Annotated in this window: 17 protein-coding genes; 4 read left to right on the plus strand and 13 right to left on the minus strand. The window is 31.6% G+C overall.

Annotated features, from left to right (window positions below; translation table 11 throughout):
* The first annotated feature begins 6 nt into the window (after positions 1-6).
* Together D6200_RS00800 and D6200_RS00805 are read left to right on the plus strand one after the other, a co-directional pair.
* Positions 7-1395 carry an MATE family efflux transporter gene (locus tag D6200_RS00800; protein WP_073181288.1) on the plus strand — a complete coding sequence of 463 codons (1389 nt, stop codon included), beginning with the start codon at positions 7-9 and terminating at the stop codon, positions 1393-1395.
* Positions 1382-1606, plus strand: a complete 225-nt coding sequence (locus tag D6200_RS00805) for a hypothetical protein (protein WP_073181286.1) — start codon at positions 1382-1384, stop codon at positions 1604-1606. Before D6200_RS00800 ends, D6200_RS00805 begins: the two co-directional genes overlap by 14 nt.
* Positions 1607-1609: 3 nt before the next feature.
* Here the strand turns inward: D6200_RS00805 and D6200_RS00810 are convergent, their stop codons facing one another.
* From D6200_RS00810 to D6200_RS00835, 6 genes are all read right to left on the minus strand, one after another.
* Entirely contained in the window at positions 1610-2158 is a 549-nt protein-coding gene (locus tag D6200_RS00810) for a M23 family metallopeptidase (RefSeq protein WP_240627190.1), read from the minus strand.
* Positions 2125-3387: a YncE family protein gene (locus D6200_RS00815; RefSeq protein WP_073181284.1), complete on the minus strand. Its 1263-nt coding sequence runs from the start codon at positions 3385-3387 to the stop codon at positions 2125-2127. Before D6200_RS00815 ends, D6200_RS00810 begins: the two co-directional genes overlap by 34 nt.
* 36 nt (positions 3388-3423) lie before the next feature.
* Complete coding sequence (locus tag D6200_RS00820) at positions 3424-3867, minus strand: DUF6892 domain-containing protein (RefSeq protein WP_073181282.1); 444 nt, start codon at positions 3865-3867, stop codon at positions 3424-3426.
* A 198-nt stretch (positions 3868-4065) separates the two neighbouring features.
* Complete coding sequence (locus D6200_RS00825; protein ID WP_073181280.1) at positions 4066-5082, minus strand: TQO small subunit DoxD; 1017 nt, start codon at positions 5080-5082, stop codon at positions 4066-4068.
* A gap of 593 nt (positions 5083-5675) precedes the next feature.
* Entirely contained in the window at positions 5676-6230 is a 555-nt protein-coding gene (locus D6200_RS00830) for a GNAT family N-acetyltransferase (protein WP_047789283.1), read from the minus strand.
* A gap of 326 nt (positions 6231-6556) precedes the next feature.
* On the minus strand, positions 6557-7276 hold the full coding sequence (locus D6200_RS00835; protein ID WP_073181278.1) for a DUF4272 domain-containing protein: 720 nt from the start codon (positions 7274-7276) through the stop codon (positions 6557-6559).
* A 331-nt stretch (positions 7277-7607) separates the two neighbouring features.
* On the opposite strand from D6200_RS00835, the gene ctlX reads away from it, so the two are divergent.
* The gene (gene ctlX / locus D6200_RS00840; RefSeq protein ID WP_073181276.1) at positions 7608-8543 is read left to right on the plus strand and encodes a citrulline utilization hydrolase CtlX; all 936 of its coding nucleotides are present in this window, start codon (positions 7608-7610) and stop codon (positions 8541-8543) included.
* On the opposite strand, the gene D6200_RS00845 is transcribed toward ctlX, so the two are convergent.
* The 4 genes from D6200_RS00845 to hglS all read right to left on the minus strand — a co-directional run bounded on the left by D6200_RS00845 (position 8540) and on the right by hglS (position 14003).
* Positions 8540-8992 carry a hypothetical protein gene (locus D6200_RS00845; RefSeq protein WP_047789280.1) on the minus strand — a complete coding sequence of 151 codons (453 nt, stop codon included), beginning with the start codon at positions 8990-8992 and terminating at the stop codon, positions 8540-8542. The two genes, ctlX and D6200_RS00845, sit on opposite strands and share 4 nt — an antisense overlap.
* A gap of 63 nt (positions 8993-9055) precedes the next feature.
* Entirely contained in the window at positions 9056-11953 is a 2898-nt protein-coding gene (locus D6200_RS00850; RefSeq protein ID WP_073181274.1) for an FAD-binding and (Fe-S)-binding domain-containing protein, read from the minus strand.
* A gap of 36 nt (positions 11954-11989) precedes the next feature.
* The gene (locus D6200_RS00855; RefSeq protein WP_047789278.1) at positions 11990-12448 is read right to left on the minus strand and encodes an Lrp/AsnC family transcriptional regulator; all 459 of its coding nucleotides are present in this window, start codon (positions 12446-12448) and stop codon (positions 11990-11992) included.
* Positions 12449-12572: 124 nt separating this feature from the next.
* Positions 12573-14003, minus strand: a complete 1431-nt coding sequence (hglS, locus tag D6200_RS00860) for a 2-oxoadipate dioxygenase/decarboxylase HglS (RefSeq protein ID WP_073181272.1) — start codon at positions 14001-14003, stop codon at positions 12573-12575.
* A 385-nt stretch (positions 14004-14388) separates the two neighbouring features.
* Here hglS and D6200_RS00865 point away from each other — a divergent pair, with 385 nt between their 5' ends.
* A complete protein-coding gene (locus tag D6200_RS00865) occupies positions 14389-15111 on the plus strand; it encodes a hypothetical protein (protein ID WP_053056684.1) in 723 nt (240 codons plus the stop codon).
* Positions 15112-15169: 58 nt separating this feature from the next.
* Here the strand turns inward: D6200_RS00865 and uvrB are convergent, their stop codons facing one another.
* The 3 genes from uvrB to D6200_RS00880 form a co-directional block, all read right to left on the minus strand.
* On the minus strand, positions 15170-17158 hold the full coding sequence (gene uvrB, locus D6200_RS00870) for an excinuclease ABC subunit UvrB (protein ID WP_073181270.1): 1989 nt from the start codon (positions 17156-17158) through the stop codon (positions 15170-15172).
* 37 nt (positions 17159-17195) lie between these two features.
* Positions 17196-19922, minus strand: a complete 2727-nt coding sequence (locus D6200_RS00875) for a T9SS type B sorting domain-containing protein (RefSeq protein ID WP_073181268.1) — start codon at positions 19920-19922, stop codon at positions 17196-17198.
* 70 nt (positions 19923-19992) lie between these two features.
* Positions 19993-22605 (minus strand): T9SS type B sorting domain-containing protein, encoded by a 2613-nt coding sequence (locus D6200_RS00880; RefSeq protein WP_073181266.1) that lies wholly within the window; start codon positions 22603-22605, stop codon positions 19993-19995.
* Positions 22606-22607: the final 2 nt, after the last annotated feature.

Here is a 22607-nt window from a genome sequence, read left to right on the forward strand (position 1 = left end):
TAGAAATTGAATTTACAACAATATACATCTGAGTTTAAATATAATTTAAAACTTGCTACTCCAGTGATGTTGGGTATGTTGGGGCATACTTTTGTGAGTTTTATAGATAATATTATGGTGGGGCAACTTGGAACTGCTGAGTTAGCAGCAGTTTCATTAGGTAATAGTTTTATGTTTATTGCTATGTCGTTAGGTATTGGTTTTTCTACTGCAATAACACCTTTAATTGCTGAAGCAGATTCTTCAAATAATTTTACACAAGCAAAATCTACTTTTAAGCATGGACTTTTTTTATGCACTATGATGGGGCTTGTACTGTTTTTAGCTGTTTTCTTTTCGAAGCCGTTAATGTATTTAATGAAACAACCTATAGAAGTAGTTGAGTTAGCGATTCCATATTTAGATTTGGTAGCCTTTTCATTAATTCCGATGATTATTTTTCAGGCATTTAAACAGTTTAGCGATGGAATGTCGATGACACGTTACCCTATGTATGCAACATTAATAGCTAATGTGTTAAACGTGCTACTTAATTACTTACTTATTTATGGAAAGTTTGGTTTTCCAGAGTTAGGAATAGTAGGAGCTGCTTATGGAACATTACTTTCAAGGTTTGTAATGGTAGTATATCTGTGGTGGTTGTTAAGTAAAAAGGAACGATCAAAACGCTTGGTAACCAATATTAAGTTTTTTGTTTTAGATACTTTGATGATTCGAAAAATATTAAATTTAGGTACACCAAGTGCTATGCAAATGTTTTTTGAAGTAGCTATTTTTACGGCAGCAATTTGGTTAAGTGGATTGTTAGGTAAAAATCCTCAAGCAGCAAATCAAATAGCATTGAATTTATCTTCTATGACATTTATGGTAGCAACCGGATTAAGTGTTGCATCTATGATTAGAGTGGGGAATCAAAAAGGATTAAAAAATTATAAAGAATTACGAAGAATAGCGTTTTCAATCTTTTTCTTAGGAACAATATTAGCGGTTGTATTTGCTACTTTCTTCTTTGTTTTTCATAAATCATTACCAAATTTATATGTTGATTTAAGCGATGCTGAAAATTATGCAGATAATATGGAGGTAATGAGTATAGCAGCAAACTTATTAATTGCTGCCGCAATTTTTCAGATTAGTGATAGTATACAAGTTGTAATGTTAGGTGCTTTACGTGGTTTACAAGATGTTAAAATACCTACATTAATAACTTTTATATCGTATTGGATAGTTGGTTTTCCGATTAGCTTTTTCTTTGGAGCAAAAGATATGTATGGTAGCTTTGGTATTTGGTTAGGATTACTAGCAGGATTAACTACAGCGTCAATCTTATTATTTATACGATTTAACAAATTAACTATCAAACTTATTAAAACAAAACACTATGAACTTACCTAAATTTTTATTAGCAGATAATAGTAAACACCCAGAAGATATTTTCGTTTTGCATACTGAATATCCTCGTTTTTTAATTAATTTAAAAGACGATGAAGTTGAATGGTTTGAAGATTTATCAAATGAAAATGAACAAGATTTAGCTAATGAGTTAGAAAGCTTAATTGAAGCTGCAGGATTGTTTTATGATGCAGAAATGGAAGGGTTAGATTAAAAATTAGCCTTCTAAAAATTCAATAGGGTTTAGATAAAACATTTTTTTCCACCCTTGTCTTTCTGAATCAATCTTCCATACATAAGGTATTATAGTAAGTATAGAGTAGTGTAAATGTGGAGCTTTTCCAGCGGCATTCCCACTAGTTCCGACAGTACCAATTACTGAGTTATTATTTACAAAAGTTAAAGAAGATGTTTTTACGTTTTCTAAATGTGCATAATAATGTAGCCTCCATTTTGGACCTAAAACTAGTACTGTATTTCCGCCCATACTTGTTTTTCCAGAAAATAAAACTATTCCAAGAGTAGAAGAAGTGATTTTAGTATTTTTCTTAGCAAAAATATCAACCCCTTTGTGAGTAATTGATTTTCCCCAAGGGTAATACCAAAATGATTTTGGGTTGTAATCTGATTTGGTAGCTCCCTTAACAGGCATTTTTAAGTTTTGAGGAATTAAAAAACCTGTAAATAGAAGCACTAAAATAATAAGAACTCTTCTTTTTATTTTAATAGCCTTTACCACCAAAGCTCTTTTTTTTCTTCTTTCCAAAGAATTAATCTGAAATCTTCATAATGATTTCCATTACCAATGGTATGTGTATCTCTGTGCCCTTTACCTAATTTTAATTTATGAAGAATTCCAGCATAGTTACTTACCCATAAAGTTTGATTGTTGTCAGAAATTGTAATACCGCTAATGGTAGAGCCAAGATAATGTCGCCAAATACAGTTCCCATTTTTATCAAAAGCTTTAATGTATCCGTAAGCATCACCTAAAATGTAATAGTCTTTAGTAGCTGTACCAACATACACTCTCATTTCATCATCAATAACCTTAAAATTATCTGCTTCATCTACATAAGATTCAACTTCTAATCCGTTTAAGTTCTTAGCATCAACCCCTATGGTAATTCCGTTATAAAAATGACAAGAGTTTGTAATAAGTTGTTTGTCGTCTTTAGAAAATAGGCAAAAATGAGGATAAGAAGATTGCGGACCAATTTCTCCAATTTGATTTCCTTCATTATCTAATACTCGATGATCAAAAGATTGATCACCAACTACAATATATTTATTGTCATTAGATAAAGCAGCGTTTTCCATGTCTATGTATGGTTCCCATTCTTCATCTTCTAAATCGGGCAAAGGATGTATCATGTGTGTCTTGTTTTTAGATATTAAAAATATTCCTTCTGAAGTAGTAATAAGTACTTTTTTCCCATCGTTGAAGGGTGTTATATTTGAAATACCTAATTCATTTATATCGCCTAACTCAAAAGTTTCAATAATTTCTCCATCCCATTCTTTACGTGTAATTAATGTTTTTGGAGTTTTAATTGCAAAAATGTTGTTTTGATGAGATTTTCCTATGGCATCAATGGTATTATCTAATTTAATAAGTGTTCTGTTGTTTAGAAGATAGGCTTGTCTTTTTTGATAGGCGCTACCTGTTACAAAAACGATTTTTTCATTTTCAATAAAGCATAGCTGTTCAATACTTTGTCCTTTTTCTTTAAAATATTTTATTAATGGAGTATGAGCAGGTGGGTATTGTTTTCTGAACTCTTCAATATGTCCAGTTTTATTGGCTTCTCTTAACTTTTGTACCACGACATCAGCTAAATGGTTACGGTTGTCTTCTGGTTCTTTACCTTTCCAATTTTCCCAACCATGTTCTTCACCAAAAGAAACCATCTTGTTAACCTCAGTAGCATAAGTTTCGCCAATTTTACACCATTCTTGTTGTATTTCTTTGTCGTTTGCTTTACTAGTCTCCATTATATACTTTTACTTTTTAAATATGTTTTTACTTTTTTATAGCCAATCAGCTTCAATTCCTTTTTCTTGAAATTCTTCTAAAAGTGAATCATTTTCGCTGTAAAGAAGAGAAATGTTTTTTAAGTTAGGAAGTAGTTCAGCATCAACAGCAGAGTTTACACTAAATACATCATCTTCACCGTCCCAAAAAGGGATAATTTGACCATAGATTTCGTCACCACCATCCATGTCTAGTTCTTCAATGTTTTCAACCATTTCAGAAGTGAGTTCTAAGTTTTTAAAATGTTCTAATACTTCAGGAATAATTTCATAACCTTCTTCTTCAATAACATCATAGGCTTCTGAACTGGATAAGTTTCGCTGTTTTTCTATAAACTCATAAACGTCTAATTTAGGCTCTAATACTTCTTGAACATACATTAATTCATTAATCACTGCTAGTTTAAAGTTTAATTCTTTAAAATTTAATTGATTACTCATAGTCTACTTTGTGTTTTAATTAGCAAGAGGTTAAGTGTAGAAAACACTTAATAGCTTTTTTGGGTGAAATTATTTATAAAAACAAAGGCAATCGACACGAAATTTGTTAAAAAAAATATAAGATTAGCTTGTGAATGATGATTAAAGTTTATGAAAGAAACGCAATAGCGTATTTCTATCACTATTGCGTTTTTAGGTCTATTTAGTTATTTGATGTGTCCAAAAAGCACCACTAATATCAGTTATTTTTAATGTATATGTTCCGTTAGAAAGATTAGAAAAAACTTGATTTTTGAAAATCATTTTAGCTTTAGCACCTAAAGGCACAACCAAGCTGTGTTTACCTGGTTTTATTTTAGCAACATAATAATTTAAGATGTTTTCATTAGTTAAAGAAGCTAAGTCTTTTTGAGAATACTGAATAACAGTATTATTTTGTTGGTTTGATAATTCAACAGAGATAACCCAAGAACCGTAAACATCAACACCCTCTGTTCTAAAAAGGTCAAAAGAAAGTATATCGTTGCTAATTTTAGCTTCTGTTATTTCTAATTTAGGTTTTACTGATTTGTTATGAAGTGTACCCCAAATTCCGCCATGAAATACTTGGTTTGTGAATAAAGTCATTCCTAAAATAGCCAAGGACCCTATTAAAACAAATTTTGGAAAAATATGGTTCTTAATTGGTATAACTCCTGATCCTAACCATGCAAACCATTTCTTTTTAGTAAAGGAAAAATTGTTTTTTATGAAGTAGTTATCTATTGAATATTTACCGCTGCCTGTTAAAAAAAGTACATAACCTGTTGCAATTCCAAGTACACCAATTTGCCATTCGTCAAGACATGTTGTACCTATCCAACCAGAGCCAAGGAGAATTCCCATTGCTAACCCAAATACACCTATACTCATTATTCTGGTAAATAAACCAAATATGATGAATAGACCTACAATTCCTTCAATAATGGTAAATATTACCATGTTTAACCATAGGATGTCAGGATTTTCTACTAAATATTGAATAAGAGGTTTAATGCCTAAAGCGTTAGGGAGAAAATGATTGAATTTTTCTCCAATGTACCCAGCTACTTCAGGATCAAGTTTATTAGCTAAAATTGTTCTTCTCCAAAAGGCAGAAAAATATGTCCAGCCAATAACTAAACGTATAGCAAGAACTAAAAGTCCAGAATCATTTTTTATATTGTTGTTAATCATTTTTTTTATTTAAGTTAAGTGAGGCTAGCTATTTAAACTTAAGGCATAGCCACGAGTTACATAAACATTGTTTATGTAGGTTGTTATTGTTTTACTTGATGTTGTTAAATTCTACTTTTTATTAAAGTAAACTATTAAGTGGAAAGTGGTATTAAAGATAAACCTTAAAGTTTTTAAATAAAATATAAAGAGGAACTGAAGTTGTTACATTTCTCTTTTTTTGATAATCAATCCTTGTTTTGTAATGAAAAATTTCACCAAAGCTAAAAGAAAGGTTAAAAGCTCTATTTATAAAAAAAGGATAAACCTTAATAGAAGAAGGTATTGTTTGTAGTAGAGAAATGTCTGTAACCTCACGACTATAGCAACTAAGATTGCTCGTGGTGGTCTGACTTTTACTCGAAACCTCTGTAAGGGGAACATTAAGTTCTGCTTGTATAAAGTTTCTAACCTTACAGGGAGAAAATAGCAATAAAAATACTAGCCCTACTATTGGAAATAGGGATGATGCATTAGGTATTTTACTGTGTTTTCTCACATTGTAAACTTATAAAATAAACGGAGTGTTGTGTGTTATAGTTTTCTTAATAAAGTTACTGTATTTGTAAGTGCTCCATTTCTTTATCGGCTAATGTTTTTTGATCAATAACTTTAAAACCTAGCTTTAAATATAATTTTTTAGCATTAGGGTTATCTTTATCAACCAAAAGACCTAATGTTTCACTCTTTTTATGAACATATTCATCAATTAAAAAGGTTAGTATTTTAGAACCAACACCTTTACCTTGGTAGCTAGGGTTTACACCAATACAATCAATATAATACTCACCAGGCTGGGTTTCGTATTCGTATGTTAGTTCTTTATTAAACATGGTTTTTATTAATGCAGCTACTGGTTTTCTAAGTTTTTTTAAATCTGCACCATCATATATGTTAGCTGCAGCAATAGTTTTATTGTCACTTTCTATAACCCAACAGTTTTCATAAGAGTATTGGTTGTTTTTTTGAATAATTAATGCCTCTAAAAAGGCAAGTGCTTTTTTTGTAGAACTTTCTCCTATAAATTTATAAACAATGTCTTCCATTGCTAATAACATATAAGAAGCAATTTCTTTAGTGTCTTTAGTAGTGGCTTTTCTTATAATCATGGTGAGTTCTTTAATTAATTTTATTTCTAACTATTTTAACATTCATACCGAAAGACTTTTTATATGTTATAATTTTTACTTTGTTTCTAGATATAGAACTCCCTTTTTTAAAACTACTATAACTAGTAATATTTTTATTAAGTATTGTAACGTTTCAAAAAGTATAAGCTTCACTTCCCCAGAAAGAAGTAGAGTCATTGTTTGTTTTTTTACATGAACACAAGCTAAGTAGTAAAAATACTAGTATAAAGATTCTCAAATTCTTAAAAATTCAATTTTTACAAATTTATGTAGTCTATGATTAACTTTTCCTTTATTTCTCAAGTTTATGTGCTGAGGTCGGTATCTTCCCATTCAGTACCGTTAGAAAGCATCCATGTTAACGAATGTCTACGTTCATGTATAACTCCTCCATTCGCAATAGGGTCGAAGCCATCAGGAGTAGTGTTTCCTCCTAGTTGAGCACTTCTTACAGCATTATGCAAACAGTAAAATAAATCTTCTTTTTCTACTAATTTTTCTTCTTCTAGAGTGTGTTGTTGAGGAAGCCAATCACTAATTAAAGTATCAAGTGAACAAGTGTAATTTATAAAGATTTCCTGCATTTGCTCACCAGTCATCATTTGACCAGAAATTTCAGGCTCGTCATAACCAAAGTACCAAGCAAGTGGCCATGCGTTTTCAAACTTCCAACCAATAGAATTTCTTAACTCAATATCATTTCTAGAAGCATCAAGTATTTCTTTTTCCTCTAGGGTCATGTAACCAGAAAGTTTATTTTGATTAATGAAGTTAATTATTTTTTCGTCGGGTAAATTTTCTGAAGGCACCATAAGCCATAAAACAAGAGCTTTTATAGCGTGGAGTCTTCCTGCAATTTCATCAGCAGGTCTTAACTTTGTTTCTCTAATTGTAGGGAGAGAACTTGCAGGATGAAATCCGGCGTTTAGACAAGTAGTAATTGATTGAGATCTAACTATTGAAGAATCTTTTTGAGTTGTTTGAGTATTATTCGTTGAAGTTTTTTTTCTGTTAAACCATCCCATAGTTTGTTTTTTATGTTTGTAAGTTTATAGCTTATTTTTGGTGAAAATATTCATAATAGTAATAGGTGTTGTTATAGAATTTGTTAAAATATAGTAAAGATTGATAAGAAATTTATGTTACTACTTTTTTCATAGGTTTAAACTGTTTGGTAACATTATTATTATCTTAATAAATAAAGTTTAAGTAATTTTTATTTAATGTGTTATAAATAAGTGTTCAACGTTTTTTAGTAGTAGACCTAGAATAGGTAAGATAAATTAACATAGCGTAACTAAAACTTAGTTGTTTTTGTGCTGTAATAAAAACTTAAAAATCTATTACCTTCGCAGTATGCAACAAACAACAAATACAATTTTAATGGTCCGTCCCGCAAACTTTAGGATGAATGAGCAAACAGCAGTAAATAATTATTACCAGCAAGAGTTGTCAGGAATGTTACCTGCATCAATCAATGTTAAGGCACAAGAAGAGTTTGATGCTTTTGTAGAAAAATTGCGAGCTGTAGGAGTTAGTGTAGTAGTTACTGAAGATACCAAAGAGCCTAATACACCAGATGCATTATTTCCAAATAACTGGATTTCTTTTCATGAAAACGGAGACGTAGCTATCTACCCGATGTTTGCAGAGAATAGGCGTTTAGAACGTAGAGAAGACGTGTTGGAAAAACTAGAAGAGAAAGGTTTTGTAATTGAAAATGTTGTAGACTATTCAGAAGCAGAAGAGGAAGGGATTTTTTTAGAAGGAACAGGAAGTATGATTTTAGATAGATACAATAGAAAAGCCTATTGTGCCTTATCACCACGTGCAGATGAAGAATTGTTTATTGAGTTTTGTGAAGATTTTGAATACACACCTGTAATTTTTACAGCAAATCAAACAGTTAAAGGAAGGAGAGAAGCTATTTATCATACAAACGTAATGATGTGTGTTGCGGAAAGTTTTTCAGTGGTATGTTTAGATTCGATAGATGATAAAAAAGAAAAGAAAAACTTATTAAAACACTTAAAGTCGGATGGAAAAGAAGTTATTGCCATCTCAGAGCAACAAGTAACACAATTTGCAGGAAATATGTTACAAGTTAAAGGAGTAAATGACGAGCGTTACTTAGTAATGAGTTCTTCCGCCTTTAAATCATTAAACCCAAATCAAATTAAAGCTATAGAAAAACACTGTAAAATACTGCACAGCTCTCTAGAAACTATAGAAACCTGTGGTGGAGGAAGTGCTCGTTGTATGATGGCTGAGGTTTTTTTGCCAAAAGCCTAAGCAACCATTGTATTTGAAATTTTATAGTTTTTATAATACTGCATTAAAATAAAAGAACAGATAACTGAAGAAGCAATTCCTTCAATAGCTAATGCAAATACAACTAGTGGTAAACTTAAATTTTGCCCCCAGAAAGAAGATTGTTCAAGTATTGTCATAAAACTAGCATCAATAAAATCTACATATATAATTAGCCCAAAAACAGTTAAGGCTACAGCAATTATTGAGGTTCCAATTCCTAATAAAAAATTACTGAAATATAACGACTCATGGTTTTTAACAATGTTGGTTTTTATAGCCCTGTTAATACCATAAAGAACGAAAGCAAAGTTTAAAAAACGTAGTTCGGATATATCTTCTAATCCAAAAATTTTCATAACTAAAAAAAAGCAAACAATACCCGTAAAAATTAGCATTGCATTGTTAAAGATGATTTTATTGCTCGACATAATAATGCATTTTAAGAGTTAAACGTCTTAAAAATACAAAATAAAGAAATGAAAATCAATTATTTATAACAAAGCTTCTTTTAAAATAGTTACAGGATGTTTTGCTAAACGCTTTGTTCCGTCATAAATTTGATGACGACAACTAGTACCAGCAGCGACTATTTCTGTATCAACCGAACAGTTTCTAACCTTAGGAAACAACGTATCTTCCCCCACTTGCATACTTACTTTATAGTGTTCTTTTTCATACCCAAAAGATCCTGCCATACCACAACAACCAGTATTCATAATGGTCACCTTGTAGTTTTTAGGAATGTTTAAAATAGAAAAAGAAGCGTGTGTACTAGACAAAGCTTTTTGGTGACAATGTCCATGTATTTTAAGCTCTTTAGTTTCATTGCTAAATTTAGTGGTGTCTATAGAGCCTTTAGTATGTTCTTTAGCTAAAAATTCTTCAATAGTGTAACAGTTTTCAGAAAGCTTTTTGGCTGTTGTTTTATCATCTGCTAAACGTAAGTACTCATCTCTAAAGGTTAAAATAGCCGAAGGTTCTAATCCAATTAATGGAGTTTCTTCAGAAATTAGTTCTTTAAAAGTGTTTACATTTTTATTAGCAATTTCTTTAGCTTCTTTTAAAAAACCTTTTGAGATATAGCTACGCCCACTTTCTTCGTGGTTCACGGTTTTTACTTCATATCCTAGTTTTTCCAATACAACAACTGCGTCTTTTCCAATTTCTGCATCATAATAGTTGGTAAACTCATCATTAAATAAATACACTGTTTTTTTAGAAGCTATTGGTTTATGGTTTTCTAACCAAGTACTTAAAGGTTGTTTTGCTAACTTAGGAACAGAACGTTCTGTGGCAACTCCCATAACCTTTTTAGCTAGAGTAGTATTGGTAAAGAAATTTGTTAGTACAGGGAACTTACTTCCTAATTTATTGTATTTAGCATTGTTAGCAAATAATTTACTGCGGAAAGAATATCCGTTTGTTTCTTGATATTGGTGCAAGAATTCTGCTTTCATCGAAGCAATATCTACATTACTCGGACATTCGCTAGCACAAGCCTTACAACTCAAACATAGGTCTAGGATGTCTTTTAATTCTTTAGAATTGAACTTGTTTTGAGCGGTATTATTCGTTAAAACTTCACGAAGTGTATTGGCTCTAGCACGGGTAGTTTCTTTTTCGTTTCGAGTTGCTCGATAACTAGGGCATAAAGTCCCGCCAGCTTCGGGAGATTTACGGCAATCACCTGAACCGTTACATTTTTCAGCTAGTTTTAAAATACCTTCACTATCTGAAAAATCTTGAATGGTTTCTATTTCAGGTTCATTTCTGTCAATTTCATAGCGCAAACTTTGATCCATTGGAAAAGCATCCGTAATTTTTCCTTTGTTGAACACATTGTTCGGATCAAATGCTTTTTTTATTCTTCGTAATAATTGGTAGTTTTTGTCACCTATCATCAACGGAATAAATTCCGCACGCACAATACCATCACCATGTTCACCACTAAACGATCCTTGATACTTCTTAACTAACTCAGCAGTTTCAGTAGTTATTTTTCTAAATAATACTACGTCTTCCTTTTTCTTTAAATTCAAAATAGGACGTAAGTGTAGCTCACCAGCTCCTGCATGTGCATAATACACTGCTCTTTGCTGATATTTATCCATAATTTTGGTGAATTCCTCAATATAAGTAGGTAAATCCTCCAAGGCTACGGCAGTATCTTCAATACAAGCTACCGCTTTATCGTCTCCAACAATATTTCCTAATAATCCTAAACCTGCTTTTCGTAGTTGATGTACTTTAGCAATGTCTTCGCCATATACTTTAGGATAGTGGTACCCAAAATTGTTTGCTTTTAAATCTTCAATAAGTTTATCGGCTAATATTTCAGCTTCTTCTATAGTGTCTGCCGAAACTTCTAACATTAACACAGCTTCTGGATCTCCTTGTAAAAAGAAACGGTTTTTGGCTTGTTCACGGTTATTTTTAGTACAATCTAAAATTACTTTATCCATTAATTCACAAGCATAGAGTGTATGCTTCATGGTAGTAACAGTAGCTTTTAAGCTTTCGTTTACACTAGTAAAATGCGGACATACCATAATACTTTGTGTAGGAGGTAGGTCGTCTAGTTGAATTGTAATAGCTGTTGAAAACACTAAAGTTCCTTCACTTCCTGATAAAAATTTAGCAGGGTTGATAGTTGGTTCTGCCCCACCAAATAAATCGGAAGTTAAAAATTCATCAACAGCATATCCTGTATTTCTTCGGTGAATGCTTTCTTTTGGGAATTCTTTTTTTATTTCTTGCTGAACAGCTTCTTGAGAAAGTTCTGTATAAATAGCACGATAGATATTTCCTTCTAACGAATTTTCTATTTTCTTTTGATTGAATTCAGCTGAAGTAATTTCAGAAAAAGTAACTTCACTACCGTCACTTAACAAGCCTTGAATAGCAATTACTTTATCACGAGTTACTCCATAACGAATAGAAGTACTTCCTGAAGAGTTATTACCTACCATTCCGCCAATCATACAACGGTTAGAGGTTGAGGTATTCGGACCAAAAAATAACCCGAATGGTTTTAGGAAGCGGTTTAAATCGTCACGAATAATTCCTGGCTCTACCGTAATGGTTTTGTTAATCTCATCAAAAGCCAGTATGTTGGTAAAGTGTTTAGAAACGTCTACAACAATTCCATCTCCCACACACTGTCCTGCTAATGAAGTTCCTGCTGTACGCGGAATTAAGGTGATGTTATTTTTAGTAGCAAAATCAATTAATAGCTGAATATCCTCTATGTTCTTAGGATATGCAACTGCTAGTGGGATTTTACGATATACCGAAGCATCGGTTGCGTAAATGTTTTTATGTAGGTCGTCAAAAAATAGTTCGCCAGTTAATGATTTTTTGAACGTTTCTAGTTGTGTTGTTTGTACCATTATCTTAAATACCTAAAATGTGGGTAGTGTTGTTAATTATTCTATTGGAATGTGACGCTTAAAACAGGTATCGAAACATATAAAAGTATCGGTTCCTGCTACTCCTTTGATTAAATGTACGTTATCGTATAGTATTTTTTGTAAATGTTCGTTGTCTCTAGCAAATATTAAAATAAAAATAGCGTAGTAACCAGAAACAAAGTTACATTCGGTTATTTCGGGTATTTTTTCCAACTCGTGCATTACTTCTTTAGCAAAGCGAGCTTCACGCAATCGAATACCTGTGTATGATTTGGTTTTATAGCCTAAGCTTTTTTCTTCTAAAACAAACTCCGCATTTTTAATCACACCTTCAGCGGTTAGTTTTTTAATGCGTTGATGAATTAAGGAATTGGAAACTTTTAATTCTTCCGCAATTTGCGAATAGGCTTTACGAGCATCTAAACGTAATTTTGAAAGTATTTGTTTGTCTATATAATCAAATTGATTTTCCAAAAGAATAATTTTGTTAGAATAAACTTAATATAAGCTACAAGATAAACAATCGTTTTTAACGAAAAAAAAGTGTAGCCGATAATGCAAATATACGGCTACACTTTTTCAATATTCTATTTTATGCTTAAGCATTTATTACTGCTAAGCAGTTTTGTATGCTTTCATCTTGCATGTCTTCATACCATTTTGTTAACTTATAAACAGGTTCACCTAAATCTTTTTCAAATAATGATTGATTTGAAGTGCCTTCATATTCGCGTTTAGCATCATCTGTTCCTAAGTTTGAAGCAAAAATTCCTGCTGCACTTACAGGTAAGAAATCTTCGTAAACCATAGGTTCTATGCTTAAATAGCCAACCTCTAATAATTGGTTTACATCTGCTTTTGTATACACTTTTTCTTTAGATAAAGTTTTTGCTTTATCGGTAGTGAAATAATGGAAATATGCCAACTCTTTTGAGTGTAGCTCTTCATAGTTATCAGGAAAAACTTTAAAATTTTCTGCTAATAATTTATTGTATTCTGAGGCATTTTCGGCAGTTGGTGATCCACCAATAGCTTTACGTGTTTTACCTAATAACTCGTGATACAAGTCAAGTCCTTTTTGAGTTAACGCTACACCACGTTGTTCAATCTCACCAAAGCGAGCTTTGTGTTCGCCTATTTCTTCTTTTTCAGCATTGTTTTTAAAAGTTACTTTTTCGGTCAATGCTTTAAAACTTGTTTGACGTAATAGAATAGGGCATTTTCTTGCAGGAGGTCCTTCTATATTATCTTTTGGTGGAATATTACGAGTTTCCATACTTGTTTGCACCTTGTCTATATCTAAAGTTCTAGGAGTTAAATGGTTGATGTGAGGCCCTTTGAAAGCAACTACATCAGCAATTAATCTGTGTTGATTTAGTAAAGCTTCGTACATTTTATAATCTACGGTAGCAGTATCGTGCCAACGAAAAGTTTCTAATGCTTCTTGAACAAAGGTTTCGGCCTCTTCTTTATTTAACCCTCCTTCTTTTTCAGACTTATCAATGAGTTGTAAAACTTTTTCTGTAAAAATTTGACGTTTTTCTAAAATAGTTTCAACATTATTACGAAGCTGAGTATCATCAATTAAATCTAAACGTAATAAAGAGGTAAAAACTCTGAATGGAGCTTGGTTAAGGGCGGTGCTTTCAATAGCTCTAAATGCTGTAGAATGAACAGGAACACCAGCTGGGGCTAAATCGTAGTAGCCAACAGAATACATTCCCATTACTTTAAACAGACGTCTCATCGTAAATAACTCATAGGGTTTGCCTAAACGAATTGCTCCGTGGCGTTCCATATTTAGTCGAGTTAATTCGCCAGTATGTGCTAACTGCTCTTCAATTTCTTTAGACTCAGAAAGAACATTATCATTGATATCATGAACCAAATCAAGTAACTCACCATAAAGTGGTACCTCATTTTTGTACATATCAGACATAATTTTAGAGAAGCGGTTACGAATGTACTCTGGAGAGACAAATTCTTCAGTTGTATTAGTAAAACTTTCTAGTTTATTTTTTGATGACATAGTTTATTGAGATTTACTACAAATTAAATGAATTTAATTTTTTTTAGCATATGTAAAAATGAATTTTGTTTTATTGATGTTTATTTTGAGTTTATTTGATTTTATAGGTGCGTTTTTTTAAACCAAAAAGACGATTTTTTACTAAAAAAGTGTTTCTTAAAAGTCAATTTGACTTTGTTTCAATAAGCCTTAATAAAATATTTCAGAGTTTTAATTCTATTAGATGTTGGTAACGATAAGTTTTGTTTTAATTTTTTTGTAAAAACTCTGACTACAAATGACTCATTATTAGTGGTTAATGTTTTTATCTTGAAAAAAATAAATTTTATGGTAGGGAGAGGAGATATATGGTTGTCTTAAGGTTATAAATGAAAAAAGTAAAATTATGAAAACATTACAAAAAACAGTATTATTATTAAGTGCAACTTCATTAATGTTATTAGGAACTTCTTGTACTAGTGAAGATGGAAACAATGAAAATTTAAGAATTAAGGCATCTTCAAATAATACATTTAATCAAAGCAAACGAGCTTCAAAAAATGTAAATAATGCAGAAGTAACCATTTCTGAATTTAAACTAAACATCACAGAAATAGAGTTAGAGTTTGATGATAAATACCAAGATGCTATGAATGACAGTATCATAAGTTCTGATGATGAAATTGAGTTAAGAGGACCATTTCAGTTAGATTTGTTAACTGGAACATCAAATATTACTACTTTAGAACTTCCAAAAGCTGATTATGAGGAGATTGAGTTTGAATTTGATAAAAATACAGACGAGTCTAGCGATATGTTTAATAAAACGGTTGTTGTTAAAGGTACTATAAATACTGTACCATTTATCTTTTGGCATGATTTTGAAGAAGAAATTGAAGTAGACTTTGAAAATGAAGCAACTGATATTATTGTTTCTGAAGGCTTAACTGAGGTTACTATAAACTTTGATCTAGATGCAATGCTAAGTCAAGTAGATTTATCTTCTGCTATTGATGGTAATGGAGATGGTACTATAGAAATTAGTCCAGAAGATGTAGATGGAAACAAAGATTTAGCTGATCAATTAAAAGAAAAGCTTAAACAAACAGCAGAGTTATTAGATGATTAATCTTCAGAATTAATTCTATGTAAAAACCCTGTGAAAATAATTTTTACAGGGTTTTTAGTTATAAATTCTCTTTTAAGGTCTCAATTTCATCTCGGAGTTGTGCTGCTACTAAAAAGTCTAAAGCTTTAGCAGCTTCTTCCATTTGTTTACGTTTGTTACGTATGCGTTTTTCTATTTCTTGTTTTGGTAGGTATTCTAAATCCTGCTCAGCAGCTTTTTGTGTGGCATTATCGTAATGATACGAAGTAATCGCGTTTTTAGATAAAGTATTGTCTATCCTTTTGTTGATTTGCTTTGGTGTAATTCCATGTGCTGTGTTGTAATTAATTTGTTTTTCGCGTCTACGAGTGGTCTCGTCAATGGTGAGTTGCATGCTATTGGTAATTTTATCTGCATACATAATTGCTTTTCCATTTACGTTACGTGCAGCACGCCCTACGGTTTGTGTTAACGAACGGTGTGAACGTAAAAAACCTTCTTTGTCAGCATCTAAAATAGCTACTAAAGAGACTTCTGGAAGATCTAATCCTTCACGAAGTAAGTTTACTCCGATGAGTACATCAAACAAGCCTTTACGTAAGTCTTGCATAATTTCTACACGTTCTAAGGTGTCAACATCAGAATGAATATAACGACAACGTACTTGAATACGAGTTAAGTACTTGGCTAATTCTTCTGCCATACGTTTGGTAAGTGTGGTAACCAAAGTACGTTCGTCTTTTTCTATACGAATTTGAATTTCTTCAATTAAATCATCAATTTGATTTAAACTCGGTCGAACTTCAATTTCAGGATCTAACAGTCCTGTTGGTCGAATCACTTGTTCTACAAATAGACCTTCGGTTTTTTGTAATTCGTAATCAGCTGGAGTTGCCGAAACATAAATCACTTGATTTTGCAAGTCTTCAAATTCTTCAAACTTTAATGGACGGTTATCCATGGCGGCAGGTAAACGGAATCCGTATTCTACCAAGTTTTCTTTACGACTTCTATCTCCACCGTACATAGCGTGAACTTGTGGTACAGTTACGTGACTTTCATCAATCACCATCAAATAATCATCAGGAAAATAATCTAACAAACAGAAAGGTCGTGTACCTGCTTCTCGACCGTCTAAATAACGAGAATAATTTTCAATTCCTGAACAATATCCCAGTTCACGAATCATTTCTAAGTCAAATTCGGTGCGCTCTTGTAAACGTTTTGCTTCTAGATGTTTACCGATTTCTTTAAAGTAATCTACTTGTTTTACCATATCTTCCTGAATTTGATGAATGGCATTTTGTAGTATATCTGGAGAAGTTACAAATAAATTGGCAGGATAAATATTGAGTTTTTCTAAACGTGTAATAATTTCATTAGTTTCTATGTCAAAGGTCTCAATTTCTTCGATTTCATCACCAAAAAAATGAATTTTATACCCATTATCTCCATACGACGGATAAATGGTAACCACATCACCTTTCACTTTGAAAGTTCCACTTTTTATTTCAATTTCTGTACGGGCATATAAACTGGTTACTAAGCGATGTAAAAATTTGGTGCGAGAAATTTGTTGATCAACTTCAATCGTAATCACATTCTTTTTAAATTCAGTAGGATTCCCAATACCATACAAACAAGATACCGAGGCTACCACCAATACATCTCGACGTCCTGAAAGAAGGGAAGAGGAAGTACTAATTCGCAAGCGTTCTATTTCATCATTGATAGACAGATCTTTCTCAATGTACGTTCCCGTAACAGGAATATAAGCTTCGGGTTGGTAGTAATCATAGTATGAAACAAAGTACTCCACAGCATTGTTAGGAAAGAACTGCTTGAACTCAGAGTATAATTGAGCAGCTAAGGTTTTGTTATGGGCTAAAACAAGTGTTGGTCGATTTACTTCTGCAACTACGTTGGCAACAGAAAATGTTTTTCCTGAACCAGTAACACCTAAAAGTGTTTGGTACTTTTCATCAGCTAAAATACCATTTGAAAGTTGTTCAATAGCTAGAGGTTGATCTCCTGTAGGTTTAAATTCTGAGTTTAATTCAAAGTTCATTCAACAAAAATACGGATAGTTATTTATGTGATGAATTTTAATTTCTTTTGAGAGTAAAATGCCCTTTTTTGTCTATTTTATTGTCATTAATATCAGTTAATTTAGCATGAAACCAGTAGTCATTAGAAGGTAATTTTATATTATTGTAAGTTCCGTCCCAACCAAGCTCTATGTTTTTATCATTTATAACATATAAGATTTTACCAAAACGATTAAATATTTTGATATTAATTTCTTTAAAGAAATTAGTATTTGCTCCGTAAACTTTCCAGTAGTCATTAAATCCATCATCGTTTGGGGTTAAAAATTTAGGGTAACCAATTATACTTGCTGAGGTTTTAGTAGGGCTTTCACATTTATTAATATCTCTTATATAAATAGTGGCAATACCAGGTTGTACATTGTTAAAAGAGTGGGAGGTTCCATTTCCAACATAATTAGTATCATCTAGGGAAAACTCATAGCTACTATCTCCATCAATACTTATGTAAACACTGTTGTCGGTTTCGCTTTGAATATTTACTTCAATATTTAAAACATCAGGAGGAGGAGGGTACTTAACTGTAAAGTTTTTAGAGTTTGAACATTCTATACCATTTATTGTTTTGTAAACGGTTAAAGAAAACTCACCTTCTCTAGTTAAAGGAAAACTGTTACTGGTGCTAATGGTATTGTTATTTTCATCTTTCCATTCGAAACGATTATTAGAAGAGTCAGCTGTTAATGTAATAGGGGGATGATCAGAAGGGCTAACGCAAATAGTGTAGCTGTCCTTTAAGTTAATTTGAGGAGAATTTACGATTAAGTCAATTGGAGATATACCAAAGCAACCTTTTTCATTTTCTATTTTTACCCAAATGGTTGAGGATGGAGAAAGGAATTCAGGAGGTAGGGGGGTAATTGTTCTTTGAGCATCTTCTAATGAAGAGAAGAAAGAAATTTTATCAAGAGTGTTTAAACCAAAAGTATTTATGATTTCTGCTTTTTTGCTTTCTAGGTTAAAGATACCTTTATTGTTAGAATTTTCACAAACTGTTATAGAAGGAATAGTAAGGGTTGGTTTAAATAAAGTTCTAATAGAAAAATTTTCAATATCAGAACATCCATATATACTAGTTGCTTTCGTATAAATGGTTTGTGGATTACTTTCATTATAAAAGTTTTCAGGATCTAAAATTTCATTTACGTTATTTTCAGCATCAGATAAGTTTTTATAAAACTTATAGGTAAGGGTATTATCGGTTGAGATTTTATTAGCAATATTGTTCAAGTTAAATAAACTGATACCATCATTGTTGTCATCACACTGAATAATTTCTTGATTAGGAGATAAATTTGGTAGTGGATAAATAGTGATTTTTTTATAGAGAGGAATATCTTGGTTATTAATATTGATTACGGCAGTAACATTATATTCGCCTGCGGATGTATATGTGTGTTTAGGAGTTATATCATTACTTTTATTTCCATCTCCAAAATCCCAAACGACACTCTTTATAGGGGCATAAGAATCAAGAGAAAAAGTGAATGTATCAAAAACACATTGGTTTTCTGTCGTTATTCTGTTTCTAAAGTAAGATTGAATGAAATTAGGTAAGCCAAAATAAGACAAACCATCCTCTAAGTTAACTGCATCGTGTTCATAATTACATGCAACACCTAGTTTATTTGGATCGTTGATAACGCCCAAGGTATTGAAAGGGGTTAAATCAAAGCCGATAGGTTGTCCACCATAATCAAAAAGTCTTTCAGAGTTTATTTGAGCAATATAGATTTTTCCATCAGAGGCTAATTGGGCAGAGGCACTTGCTCTGTCTGGTGTAGTTGTAAAAATAGATTCACCAAAAAAGAATTGATCTGTATTGTCAAGATCTAATTGCATAATATTATAACTGTCGTTATTTCCTCTTTCATAGTAAAAAGAAGAATAATAAAGAATCTTAGAGTTTGAAGAGAAAGTTAGTCCATTACATGTATACCCATCAGTAAAGTTTAGTCGTAAATTTAATAATTTAAAACGTGAAAACACCCCTGTTTCATTATCAAAGTTATAAATGTATAAATTAGAGCCAGTTGAAAGAGCAACTTTACTTCCATCTGGAGAGGCTTTTATTTCTCCTTTGGATAAGGAGCTTTTTATTTCGTTTAGTTTAGTTTTTACAGGACGAAAATTAACACCTTTATCAGTTACTCTAAATGCAAAGAAAATTTCATCTGGACCATTGTAAGAATTACTTCCATATGTTATAACCCAAATATCTTTTCCGTTTTTATGATGTACTGCGGTAATTCTTTGAGCAGTAGAATTTTCAAGTCTTATATTCTTCTGAGTTACTTTACCTAAAGGGTATTTATTTGATATTTCAACTTCAGAAAAGTAAATACCAGGAAACAAAGAAGGGTTTTCTGTTTTAGTCTTTCTAGTGGTAAACACATAATAAATACTATTACTATTAGGTTTAGGTATGATTATTGAAGGTTGAGACGCTTCAGACTCCCCTATTAAACCCTCTCCGTTTTCCATTATTTTGTGGTTTCTATTCCAAATAGTTGCTCCGTTAGTATAGAATAATAAATTCCCTTGATTACTTGAAATAGAAGATGAACCAGTTTCGGTAACTATTTGCCCTTTATTAGAAATACTAAGATTACCATTGTTAAAAACTATTCCTGCTTTATCTCCAAAGAACCAATTATCAGTTTCTCTTTGAGAAAAACATGAAATAGAAAAAATAAATAAACAAACAAATATTAGCTTGGTCATAGCTAGTTAATTTTAGTAAGAAGCTAATTTACAAAAAAATAACTTTCCGTATTTATAATCATTTTATTGCTTATTTCCTCAGTAAAGAGAAATGCCCAGTTTTTTTTCTAACTTTTCCATTAGAATCTATTAACTCAGCATTGTACCAATAGTCGTTTGAAGGAAGAATGGCGCCATTGTATAAGCCATTCCAACCTTGACTGTTTTTATCCGTAATTTCATTAATTAATTTTCCAAAGCGATTAAAAATTTGAACTTTAACAAGATTATAATAATCATTATCGACACCCAAAACTTTCCATGTGTCAAAGTGTCCGTCATTATTTGGGGTGAAATGACGCTGAAAATAGATAGTTGAAATTTTGTTAGATGTAGTAATTCCACATCCGTTACGATCTCTAATTGAAATAGAATTTAGCCCAGGAGGAATATTGGTAAATGTGTATGAGAGATTTTCATCTCCTTTAACAAAGTCACTAAGATTTGTACTATTTAAAGCAAATTCATAATCACCAATTCCGTCCACAGTAATTTCTATTTTATTATTATCTGGATTATCTTGATCGTCAATTGATTTAATATTTATGACTAAGGCTTGATTGGATTCTTTTACAAAGAATGTATTATATCCCATACAATTTTCCGAAATGTTAGGATGACTTCTATAAGCTTCAACTTTATATTCCCCTTCAGTGTTAGCGTTATGGATAGTAGATGTTTCTCCAGAGAGCAAACTACCATTTAAATACCACTTGTAAGTATCTGTTGGATTTCCAGTACCAGCATTTAAGGGAACTGTATAAGGTTGAGAGGGGAGCCTAGGGTTATCAACGCAAAGAATAATATTATCAGGGTTTCCTTGAGGAACAGGCAAATCTATAACATGTAGGGTAAACTTACCGACACTTTCGCAAGCGTTGTTATTTTTTGATATAATTCTTACAAATACTTCTGTGTTATTAGTAAATAAATCATCATCATATGGAGGTAGAATTTTGTTTGTTTGTAATGAGGCATCGTTTGCTGTTCTATAAAACTCAATAGAATGGGTGTTACTTGTTAACGCGCCATTTGATTTTGTAATAATATCATTCTTTTTTATATCAAAATTAAAGAATGTGTTTTGACTACCTATACTTTGAGTAGCATTAGGGTTAGAAGCATTAATGTCTAGTTCACAAGAATACATGTCGTCAAAAGTATCTAGACCAGATGAGTTAACAACTAAATCTAAGCTTCCTGTATTGAAGCACTGTGTTGTATTATTTATAATTTTTACAAGTAGTGTTTGGTTGAAAGATGAAGTGTTAGTGTAATTTTGTGGTGATGTTATTGGTCTGTTATTGTCAAAATCAGTTTGATCGTTAAAAAAGAGAACAGTCATATTTGTATCGTTATTTGATAACTCTGCTTCTTTACTCTGTAAGTTAAATGTAGTAAAACCATCAGCAGGATTGTTGTCAAAATCACATTGCTGATAAGGAGGTAACATAATAAATGAGGGAACAGGATTTATAATTAGATTAAAACTAGTTGAAGTATTTAAGCATCCAACATTATTCTCAACTCTAACAAAAACAGTTTGAGTATTTTTTGAAAAATTAGTATAAAGAGAGTTTTTGTTAATAGGGTTTAAGTTGTTTTGTGCATCTGAAAGACTATGATAGTAGTTTATGGTATGTGTATTTGGGTCTAACATACCTAAAATTTCATTATCTTTTGAAGAGAGTAAAAAAGAACTATATAAACCATCGGTATTGCTTCCACTATCAGTATCATCACATACAATATAATCTGATGGAGGAGTAACATTAATATTGTTGTTTACAATAATATTATAATCGGTTACAGAGAAACATTCTGATTTTATGTTTGTTAACCGTATAAATATTTTTTGAGGATTGCTTGTGTTTTTAAAGGTATTTGGAGTTGCTATAGGGTTTTTGTTGGTTTGAGCATCATTATTACTTAGATGGTAACTAATTTTTACATCTGTTTGTCCATTTAGTATTGAATTGCTGTTATTGGTTAGATCAAAGTGTGTACTATTATCAAAAACACCATCACTATCACATTCTTCTATATCGTACGACTGACCATAAGTTGGCGGATTAATTGCAGGAGGATTATTAAAAGTAGCAGTACCAGTCCAATCAATTTTAAAGCTACTATTACCTATAGGTCTATCAATAACAAGAAAATAAGAATCATTATCATTAACGTTTAAAGAACTTACAAAACTATTACCTAGTTCACCTGGACCTTCAGAGATATCTGTTTCAGATGCTCTAATACCTGTTAGGTTATTTCCTTCGTTACTTGCTGCTGGGTTTGTAGTAGAACAGCGTATGGCTTGACCGATGTTTCCACAATTTACATTTGGTCCAAAGATAAAAAAATCAAAATCGATATTGATGTCTGTATTATGACTACCATTTGAGTTGGTAGGAGTAAGTGTAAAACCTAATGTTCCTCCTTTATTAATTTTAATTTTAATCCATAAACTATTATTTTCTTGGCTTGAACATGTATTTGAACCTGAAAGCTCTTGAATACCTACACCGGTAGCATTTAAGTTTTGAAAACCACTATTACCACAAACTACGATTGCATCTGAGCAATCATTTTGAGCAAATACGTGTAAGCAAATAAAAAATAAACTAAAAAAAAATGTCTTTTTCATAA

Origin of the sequence: Tenacibaculum mesophilum (assembly GCF_003867075.1) — a bacterium.
GTDB lineage: Bacteria > Bacteroidota > Bacteroidia > Flavobacteriales > Flavobacteriaceae > Polaribacter > Polaribacter mesophilus.